Source organism: Neobacillus drentensis (assembly GCF_021560175.1).
In the GTDB taxonomy this organism is placed as follows: Bacteria; Bacillota; Bacilli; order Bacillales; family Cytobacillaceae; genus Neobacillus; species Neobacillus drentensis_A.
In genome coordinates, this window is sequence record NZ_CP091110.1 from 5,923,774 (window position 1) to 5,932,500 (window position 8,727).

At 44.2% G+C, this 8,727-nt stretch carries 5 protein-coding genes, 11 tRNA genes and 2 rRNA genes (1 of these 18 only partly in view); 2 read left to right on the forward strand and 16 right to left on the reverse strand.

Annotated elements, in window-relative coordinates:
• Positions 1-468: 468 nt before the first annotated feature.
• Positions 469-1,008: a MerR family transcriptional regulator gene (locus L1999_RS27910; RefSeq protein WP_235741504.1), complete on the forward strand. Its 540-nt coding sequence runs from the start codon at positions 469-471 to the stop codon at positions 1,006-1,008.
• A gap of 542 nt (positions 1,009-1,550) precedes the next feature.
• Here L1999_RS27910 and L1999_RS27915 read toward each other — a convergent pair.
• The 3 genes from L1999_RS27915 to L1999_RS27925 form a co-directional block, all read right to left on the reverse strand.
• The gene (locus L1999_RS27915; RefSeq protein ID WP_235741505.1) at positions 1,551-2,318 is read right to left on the reverse strand and encodes a 3D domain-containing protein; all 768 of its coding nucleotides are present in this window, start codon (positions 2,316-2,318) and stop codon (positions 1,551-1,553) included.
• 212 nt (positions 2,319-2,530) lie between these two features.
• A complete protein-coding gene (locus L1999_RS27920; RefSeq protein WP_235741506.1) occupies positions 2,531-2,767 on the reverse strand; it encodes a hypothetical protein in 237 nt (78 codons plus the stop codon).
• A gap of 154 nt (positions 2,768-2,921) precedes the next feature.
• A complete protein-coding gene (locus tag L1999_RS27925) occupies positions 2,922-3,110 on the reverse strand; it encodes a DUF2187 family protein (RefSeq protein WP_235741507.1) in 189 nt (62 codons plus the stop codon).
• A gap of 693 nt (positions 3,111-3,803) precedes the next feature.
• Between L1999_RS27925 and L1999_RS27930 the strand changes: the two genes are divergently transcribed.
• Entirely contained in the window at positions 3,804-5,435 is a 1,632-nt protein-coding gene (locus L1999_RS27930; RefSeq protein WP_235741508.1) for an SWIM zinc finger family protein, read from the forward strand.
• Positions 5,436-5,672: 237 nt separating this feature from the next.
• Here the strand turns inward: L1999_RS27930 and L1999_RS27935 are convergent.
• The 13 genes from L1999_RS27935 to L1999_RS27995 all read right to left on the reverse strand — a co-directional run.
• Positions 5,673-5,732: transfer RNA gene (locus tag L1999_RS27935), tRNA-Arg, on the reverse strand.
• 29 nt (positions 5,733-5,761) lie between these two features.
• Positions 5,762-5,835 (reverse strand) — tRNA-Ile (locus L1999_RS27940).
• Between the two features lie 25 nt (positions 5,836-5,860).
• A tRNA-Phe gene (locus tag L1999_RS27945) sits at positions 5,861-5,936 on the reverse strand.
• Between the two features lie 52 nt (positions 5,937-5,988).
• Positions 5,989-6,065, reverse strand: a tRNA-Asp gene (locus tag L1999_RS27950).
• Positions 6,066-6,068: 3 nt separating this feature from the next.
• Positions 6,069-6,142 (reverse strand) — tRNA-Met (locus tag L1999_RS27955).
• A gap of 177 nt (positions 6,143-6,319) precedes the next feature.
• Positions 6,320-6,412: transfer RNA gene (locus L1999_RS27960), tRNA-Ser, on the reverse strand.
• Between the two features lie 12 nt (positions 6,413-6,424).
• Positions 6,425-6,497, reverse strand: a tRNA-Ala gene (locus tag L1999_RS27965).
• A gap of 20 nt (positions 6,498-6,517) precedes the next feature.
• Positions 6,518-6,593, reverse strand: a tRNA-Lys gene (locus tag L1999_RS27970).
• A gap of 14 nt (positions 6,594-6,607) precedes the next feature.
• Positions 6,608-6,680: transfer RNA gene (locus L1999_RS27975), tRNA-Thr, on the reverse strand.
• Positions 6,681-6,853: 173 nt separating this feature from the next.
• Positions 6,854-6,929 (reverse strand) — tRNA-Val (locus L1999_RS27980).
• Between the two features lie 15 nt (positions 6,930-6,944).
• Positions 6,945-7,019 (reverse strand) — tRNA-Glu (locus tag L1999_RS27985).
• Between the two features lie 42 nt (positions 7,020-7,061).
• A 5S ribosomal RNA gene (rrf, locus tag L1999_RS27990) occupies positions 7,062-7,177 on the reverse strand.
• 82 nt (positions 7,178-7,259) lie between these two features.
• A 23S ribosomal RNA gene (locus L1999_RS27995) occupies positions 7,260-8,727 on the reverse strand (it continues 1,467 nt past the right edge of the window).

Genomic DNA, 8,727 nt, shown 5'->3' on the forward strand with positions numbered 1-8,727 from the left:
AGGATGTTTATCGTTATTAGGTTTCAGTCTAAGTAACAATGAGATGATTGTCTAGTTAAGTCTTACCTACTTATTAAAATAGTTAATATAGCACATGTTTCACGTAATAGGGCTTTTCGCCTTCATGAATGAGTTCAACATTACCAAATTCTTGTAGGTTTATTAAGTCATATTAAAGTCTTTTTACAATTCGGTTACTATCTGTTCATTCGACAAATTTCTAAGATTCGCTTGTTATAATAACATTGTCTAAACGTCCGAGGATTTGCAACCTAAAGTAAAAATAAGAGGAGGAGAAATTTTGCCGGAGATTTTGCTTTATCTTGGTACATATCTATCTGCTGCGCTTGCTCTTGGTTGGCTGGTTAGAATTACGTTTGATCAATTTATCAAATAAACTGCCAAATTCAAGGGCAAAGATATTCGTAAAATTCCTATTGAAAGAGTTTCTAGCGGAGGTGTAATGTCATGACGGAAATATATACACCTAGTTACGTACAAGATTTGCTTGGAATCGATAGCAGTACTTTACGGAAATATGCCACTCTTTTAGAAGGACATGGGTATCCCATTCACCGTAATACTAAAGGACACAGAGGCTATTTTGATAAAGATGTTAGCACTCTCCGCCAATTAATCGTACTCAGTAAGCAAGACGGTGTGCCTTTGGAACAGGCAGCTATATCTGTGATGACAATTGTTTCTGAAAAAGATAGTAAGGAAGCCGTACCGTTAGAGACCACTATTGACCGTGATATTAAGCAGGATTGTAACCATGACGAGCTGTTAGGCCGTATCGAGCATTTGGAGCAAGTAAACTTAGATTTACTCAACCATTTGAAGGAGAAGGCGGTGCGGGAAGCTTCCCAAGAGGAGAGGCTTAATCAAATTTTAAATTATGTAAAACGTACAGAGCAATTGATGGTTGAACGAAGTAAACTAGAGGAAGAAACAAGAATGCAGATTGCCGCCGCCAGTCAGAAGAAATGGTGGAAGTGGTGGAAATGAGATCGCAATCGCAACAATCTAGGTATGCTATAAATTTATAACCCCCTTAATTGATTAGAGCATTGCTTTCCTGAGCAATGCTCTTTTTTGATGAGTTTTTTCATAATTATATAGTAGTTGTTTTCTATAATGCCTTCGCGAACCTCAACCATCAGTTAAAAAATAATCATTTATTGTTATGAAACTCATACTATTGTCAAAACTAAGAAGAGAAATATGACGATTAATAGAGGTGGTAAAAATGAGGATAATAAACAAATTAGCCGATTTATGTTGGGAAGGCCTAACTTTACAACACGTGTCTCATAAAGAGGTGGTTATTCCTTATCGATTATTTCTTATCCTTACATTCATTTTTGAACTATTTTTATCTTTTTTGTTCATTTTCTCTTTTTTTATATTTAACAGTTTTGGTTATAAACCTAATTATCCATACTACATAAGCGGTGGTATTTTAATTCTTATGTTAATCATGACAGGAAGCGCGGGGACGGTTCTCCTGCTTCCAAAGAAGCAATAGAACCGTCCCCGCGCTTCGCGACTTAGTCTAATATTCTTACTTTTACGTTTTTGCGGCCCCATTGAAGAGCTTGTTTTGTGGTAGGTAAAAGGACATCGATTTTTTTCCCTTTAATTGCTCCGCCCGTATCGCCTGCAATCGCGTTTCCATAGCCTTCTACCCAGACTTTGGTACCGAGTGGGATTACTTTCGGATCGACCGCAATCAACTTCATGTTTGGATTCTTGCGGATATTATAGCCTGCCGCTGTCATTCCACTAGAAGATTCCAGAGGAGTATAAGCTGTCGCTTCAACAGTGAACTCTGCTGCGGCTTTTACAGCTGTTTTCAGAACATATTGCTTACTGACATAACCTGTCCGTCCATTATAACTAATTTGATACCAGCCGTTTCCAAGATCCTTTTTTACGCTGACAGCTTGCCCCCTGTTTAATTTGCCAATCGAGGCGAAGTTCGTACCAGCACCGGAACGTACATTCAGAGAAGTGGCATTAACGTAATACGTTCCGCTAATTGCCGTCCCGCTTGTTGTAGTGCTTGTTTCTTTTGTATATTGTGAGCTTACATAACCGATTTTTCCATTATAGCTAATTTTTAGCCAGCCAGTCTGGCGTGCTGTAACGTTTAATGTTTGACCATTTGTTACTTTTCCAATGATGGCTGAACTTGTTGCGGGTGCTTGACGTACATTCAATACACTTGCATTGACAACAGTAGCCGCTTCGGCTGACGCCGTAAACAGACCGAACCCAATAAATGCAGCAGCTGCCATACTGATTATCTTCCTCATATGTATGTATCCTCCAGCATTTCACTTTTTTTCCATTATAGCAACTACAAGGTCGAAATAGAGAGAATGCCAGAATTATAAACATATTTGTAAATTTTTTAATAGTTTTGTAACATTTTGGAGGCATGGGGACGGTTCTTCTGCTTCCAAAGAAAAAAGCCGCAAATATCAAGCGGCTTTCCTTTAAATCCCCATCCATTCATCGGGGGAAATTACATACTGGTCTCTTTTTCTACTATTCTTTGTGTATGTTCGAGATACCCACTAATTTTAACCGCTTTATTTTTGTAAATAGAACGTAAATTGATATCAATCAGTGACCCAGCAATCAATCCTAAAAATACAACATTTATCGGAAATACTTCTGATCTTAAAGCGAAAAACAAAGCAACAACACATAAGGCTATACTGAAGAAAAATTCACTTACTAAAAAATGTATTTTTTCCATTTGCACACTCCTTATTATTTGATACAAATTAAGTTCTTGGATAAATGTTCATTTCCTTTTTTCTTCTTCGTTTTTTTTAAAATAAGACTTTTCTCCTGGTGGAGAAAAACTAGTTTCAAAAAAATGGATAGCCTTTTTAGACTATCCAGTACAGCTATGCCATAACCTTATAATTCTTGTGTGCGACGACTGTTATATTTTCTTTAAACTCCAACTCTGTCTTGTTTTCGGTTATCTTCGTTATGACTGAATTATCATTAACCTTCTCCACGATTCCTTTGACTCCATTTTTAAAAAAGATACGGTCGCCTATGTCTGCTTTCTTTTTGGTTTTGAAAAGCAAATTAATCCCTCCATGATCCTTTTAATTTTGATTCCCATTCTAATAAAAACATTGATTCCTTGCTATTGTTTTTGTCGTTTTTAAATAAAAAAGTAATGTTTGTAATTTATAGCCCCCCTCGCTTCTTGCTGCCTGTAATTTTGAAATGATCAAGTGATATGGTTGCAATTTTTGTCACTAAATTAACATATGTAGGTGCTTCTTTTCAGAATATTTTGTGTTATAATATATGTAACAACTTAGATACTAAATCAGGTTGGCGGTTTATTTACTAAAAAAAAACGAAAAGAGGGATGCCTAATGGAGATTTGTATTTCATGTGGTGAGGAATTAGCAATCATGGAGAGAAATCGGACAGAGTGCTGGGAGTGCAGAGAAACAACCATCGAAGCTTATGCTGAATCGGAATAAGCTAGGCGTGTTCACCAAAGTAGATTCTTGTCCATATTTTATCAACGATTTACCGACCACTAATTATTTTATCAACTCACTCTGTCCCCTTACCTTAACATTAAACAAAGAAACTCATTAAAAATGCCCGGCCGCAGAATGCGGCCGGGCATTTACTTTGGAAGCATGGGGACGGTTCTTCTGCTTCCAAAGAAGCAGGAGAACCGTCCCCATGCTTCGCTTATCGTGTTTTTTTGGATATAATAGATGAATATGGATTTTTTTATAAAGGGGGTTACGGCCGTGGCGTCGACACCTGCTAGTGAACAAATGGAATATTTTGAGGAACAAGTTCGCGAACTGCTCGTTCCCACGGATGCGGAGGATGCGAAGCTTGTCCAAAAGGGATTAATGCTGTACCGCCAAGGGGTGGTGAAGCAATTACAAGTATTTAATAATAAAATCACCTCCATGGTCCAGGACGTGACGCGTGTCTATGTGAAGCTCGATTTGGTGTTTGCCTCAATGAGTTCGTGTACCTGTCCAACCGAAGGATTTTGCCGCCATCAGGTGGCTACCTTTTTTGCTGCCTTTTCCAAGTATGGCAGTGTTGGCGACTGGGTAACAGCGTGGCGCGAGCCTGCACGGGAGCAACAGGAAGTGACAGACTGGGGCATGCAGACGGCGAAGGACTTGATTAAGGCCAACGGCGTGATGAAGCCAGATTACAGCCGCTGGGTGCACTCGTTTGAGGTCAGCTTTGACACGCTGCTCGCTTCGAAAAAGTATACAAGCCCCTATGTGATTCCGGAATTGTATGGGATTTATGAGCGCCGGATTCATGCTAGTGCACCGGTTGAACAGGAATGGCGCCTGTTATATGAAATGATTGCGATCGTCGTGTCATTCCGCAAGCTGGCCGCCCTAAGTGAGCAGCTTGGCCATGATGAAGACACCGTACGGCGGGCCTATCTGCATTTGTTCCAGAATTTGATGGAGGATGCGGAGGATTTAGCAATAAAAATCGGAGTACAGTCGCTGCCGTTTGCGTTTGATGAGTTTATTGAGCGACTGAAAGATGATGCTTTTGAGCTGCTCCGGTGTGCGAGTGGGTTGGAGTATGAGCGGATTTATTTATACCGGCTGATGTGGGTGCAATTTTTCAAAAAGAAAGCTTGGCGTGAGGATGAGTTAACAAAAATTAAAGCGGGTTTGAAAGGGCTTCAGGATTGGGAGAATCCCCTCCCGCTGATGGTGGCTGGGATTCACCTTCATCTGCTCGTAGGGGAAGATGAGGCGGCGATGAAGCTGATCGGCCAGTTTACCGATGAAGAGATTGTTCCCTATCTGGTCTATTGGATTGATTACTTGTCCGGTTTGAAGGCTTGGCGCCGAGTTGGGGTTTTGATTGAGTTATTTTTTCAAAAAGTGAAGGCATATTTGACCGCTTTGGGCGGCTATCATAGTTGTGTGACGTTTGCGCGGAATGCGTTGAAGTCTGTGACGGCTTATTGTGCGGAGAATGATCGGCTTGATTTGTATGAGCGCGGCTTGCTCGCGATGCTGCCGTATAGTTTTGGGGAGTATGAGTATTTGTTGTTTGAGCGCAAGCAGTATGACCGCTGGGGCGAGCTTCAGGCGTTTGTCGGGCTGGATTTTTATGATTTACCGAAAGAGCGCTTGAAGGTGATTGAGAAGGAGCGGCCTGAGGTACTGCTTGGGATGCTTCATCAGACGGCACAGCGGGAGATTGATCAGAAAAACCGGTCGAGCTATAAGATGGCGGTCCGGCATTTGAAGAAGCTGCGGACGCTGTATAAAAAGTTGAAGCGCGTAGATGATTGGGAGTATTTCTTGGAGACGCTAATGGAGCGGACGAAACGGCTGCGGGCGTTTCATGAGGAGTGCCGGCGGAGTAAGCTGGTAGATATTTAATAGGTGCTCATAAAAAAATAGTATGCAAAAACCCTCTTTTTTCATAAATAGAGGGTTTTTTATTTATCAATTTGCAGATAAGATAAGCGTAATCTTGTAGAGCCGTATTATGGTGGCATTGATTGGTGCACCGTATTTTCTGTTTCTACTATTGAAAAAAATGATCCCTGTTAGTTAAAAGAGCACAAAAAAAGCGCTTATTCAAGCGCTTTTTATCTTATAAATTCTTATGTAACTTAGGGGATTCGAACCTCTGCCCCTACGCTTAGAAGGCGCATGCTCTAAGCAGCTCGAGCTACTGCGAAACAAATAATCTATTATGATGATGGGCCTAAATGGACTCGAACCATCGACCTCACGCTTATCAGGCGTGCGCTCTAACCAGCTGAGCTATAGGCCCTTATATTTTGGGGCATTAAATGTAATGGTGGCTCAGGACGGAATCGAACCGCCGACACAAGGATTTTCAGTCCTTTGCTCTACCGACTGAGCTACTGAGCCACACACAATCTATATCTATATCAACAGTAGAGTTGCCCTACTGGGATAGAAATGGCGGTCCGGACGGGACTCGAACCCGCGACCTCCTGCGTGACAGGCAGGCATTCTAACCAACTGAACTACCGGACCAAATTGCGGGGACAGGATTTGAACCTGCGACCTTCGGGTTATGAGCCCGACGAGCTACCGGACTGCTCCACCCCGCGATAATAGAAATTATGGAGTTTGGAATATGCTCTATGTTTTGTTACTGACTGTCCCCATCTCAGAAAGCTTAATCAAGCAGCAGCTCGATGGGTACAACTCGCAGATTTTTCAATGTAGCAACGCTCGTTGCTCCACCCCGTGATAATAATAGGAAAAAATAAAAAGTTAAGTAAATATGGAGGAGGAAGAGGGATTCGAACCCCCGCGCGGTTTAACCCGCCTGTCGGTTTTCAAGACCGATCCCTTCAGCCGGACTTGGGTATTCCTCCATGTAAATAAAATGGAGCCTAGCGGGATCGAACCGCTGACCTCCTGCGTGCAAAGCAGGCGCTCTCCCAGCTGAGCTAAGGCCCCATAATGTTAATATCCACTTATGGTGAGCCATGAAGGACTCGAACCTTCGACCCTCTGATTAAAAGTCAGATGCTCTACCAACTGAGCTAATGGCTCATACAAAGAAAAGGTGCCGGCGAGAGGACTTGAACCCCCAACCTACTGATTACAAGTCAGTTGCTCTACCAATTGAGCTACCCCGGCTTAAAGTAAGAGAAATATATTAATTTGAGGCACGCTGTCTTTGTTACCGTCATCCTGACCTCAGAAAGATTATTCAAGCAGCAGCTCGGTCAGTATGCTGAAGCCTATTCAGGAAGCTTATTCGTTCGTGCTCTACCAATTGAGCTACCCCGGCTTAAGGTTTGGAAAAATTATGGTGGAGGATGACGGGATCGAACCGCCGACCCTCTGCTTGTAAGGCAGATGCTCTCCCAGCTGAGCTAATCCTCCAAATTCAAAAAACTATGGTGACCCCTACGGGACTCGAACCCGTGTTACCTCCGTGAAAGGGAGGTGTCTTAACCGCTTGACCAAGGGGCCAAATACTAAAATTGACAAAATAATAGCCCCGAAAGGGGCCTAGCCTGGCAACGTCCTACTCTCACAGGGACAAAGTCCCAACTACCATCGGCGCTGAGAAGCTTAACTTCCGTGTTCGGTATGGGAACGGGTGTGACCTTCTCGCCTTAATTACCAGACTATTTATTTGAAAGAAGTTCATTCTCTCAAAACTAGATAATATATAGAAGAAGTAAAAACGAGTTTGTTCGCTTAAAAAATATGGTTAAGTCCTCGATCGATTAGTATCAGTCAGCTCCACATGTCACCACGCTTCCACCTCTGACCTATCAACCTGATCATCTTTCAGGGATCTTACTAGCTTGACGCTATGGGAAATCTCATCTTGAGGGGGGCTTCATGCTTAGATGCTTTCAGCACTTATCCCGTCCGCACATAGCTACCCAGCGATGCCTTTGGCAAGACAACTGGTACACCAGCGGTGCGTCCATCCCGGTCCTCTCGTACTAAGGACAGCTCCTCTCAAATTTCCTGCGCCCACGACGGATAGGGACCGAACTGTCTCACGACGTTCTGAACCCAGCTCGCGTACCGCTTTAATGGGCGAACAGCCCAACCCTTGGGACCGACTACAGCCCCAGGATGCGATGAGCCGACATCGAGGTGCCAAACCTCCCCGTCGATGTGGACTCTTGGGGGAGATAAGCCTGTTATCCCCGGGGTAGCTTTTATCCGTTGAGCGATGGCCCTTCCATGCGGAACCACCGGATCACTAAGCCCGACTTTCGTCCCTGCTCGACTTGTAGGTCTCGCAGTCAAGCTCCCTTGTGCCTTTACACTCTACGAATGATTTCCAACCATTCTGAGGGAACCTTTGGGCGCCTCCGTTACTCTTTAGGAGGCGACCGCCCCAGTCAAACTGCCCACCTGACACTGTCTCCCACCCCGATCAGGGGTGCGGGTTAGAATTTCAATACAGCCAGGGTAGTATCCCACCGACGCCTCCACCGAAGCTGGCGCTCCGGCTTCCAAGGCTCCTACCTATCCTGTACAAGCTGTACCAAAATTCAATATCAGGCTACAGTAAAGCTCCACGGGGTCTTTCCGTCCTGTCGCGGGTAACCTGCATCTTCACAGGTACTATAATTTCACCGAGTCTCTCGTTGAGACAGTGCCCAGATCGTTACGCCTTTCGTGCGGGTCGGAACTTACCCGACAAGGAATTTCGCTACCTTAGGACCGTTATAGTTACGGCCGCCGTTTACTGGGGCTTCGATTCAGAGCTTCGCTTGCGCTAACCCCTCCTCTTAACCTTCCAGCACCGGGCAGGCGTCAGCCCCTATACTTCGCCTTGCGGCTTCGCAGAGACCTGTGTTTTTGCTAAACAGTCGCCTGGGCCTATTCACTGCGGCTCTTCGAGGCTATGAACCCCAAAGAGCACCCCTTCTCCCGAAGTTACGGGGTCATTTTGCCGAGTTCCTTAACGAGAGTTCTCTCGCTCACCTTAGGATTCTCTCCTCGCCTACCTGTGTCGGTTTGCGGTACGGGCACCTTGAATCTCGCTAGAGGCTTTTCTTGGCAGTGTGGAATCAGGAACTTCGGTACTAAATTTCCCTCGCTGTCACAGCTCAGCCTTCACGAGAAGCGGATTTTCCTGCTTCTCAGCCTAACTGCTTAGACGCGCATATCCAACAGCGCGCTTACCCTATCCTCCTGCGTCCCCCCATCA

Coding starts and splice junctions, on each gene's coding strand:
- L1999_RS27915 (WP_235741505.1), bottom strand. CDS start 2,318: ATGAGGAAGATAATCAGTATGGCAGCTGCTGCATTTATTGGGTTCGGT.
- L1999_RS27920 (WP_235741506.1), bottom strand. CDS start 2,767: ATGGAAAAAATACATTTTTTAGTAAGTGAATTTTTCTTCAGTATAGCC.
- L1999_RS27910 (WP_235741504.1), top strand. CDS start 469: ATGACGGAAATATATACACCTAGTTACGTACAAGATTTGCTTGGAATC.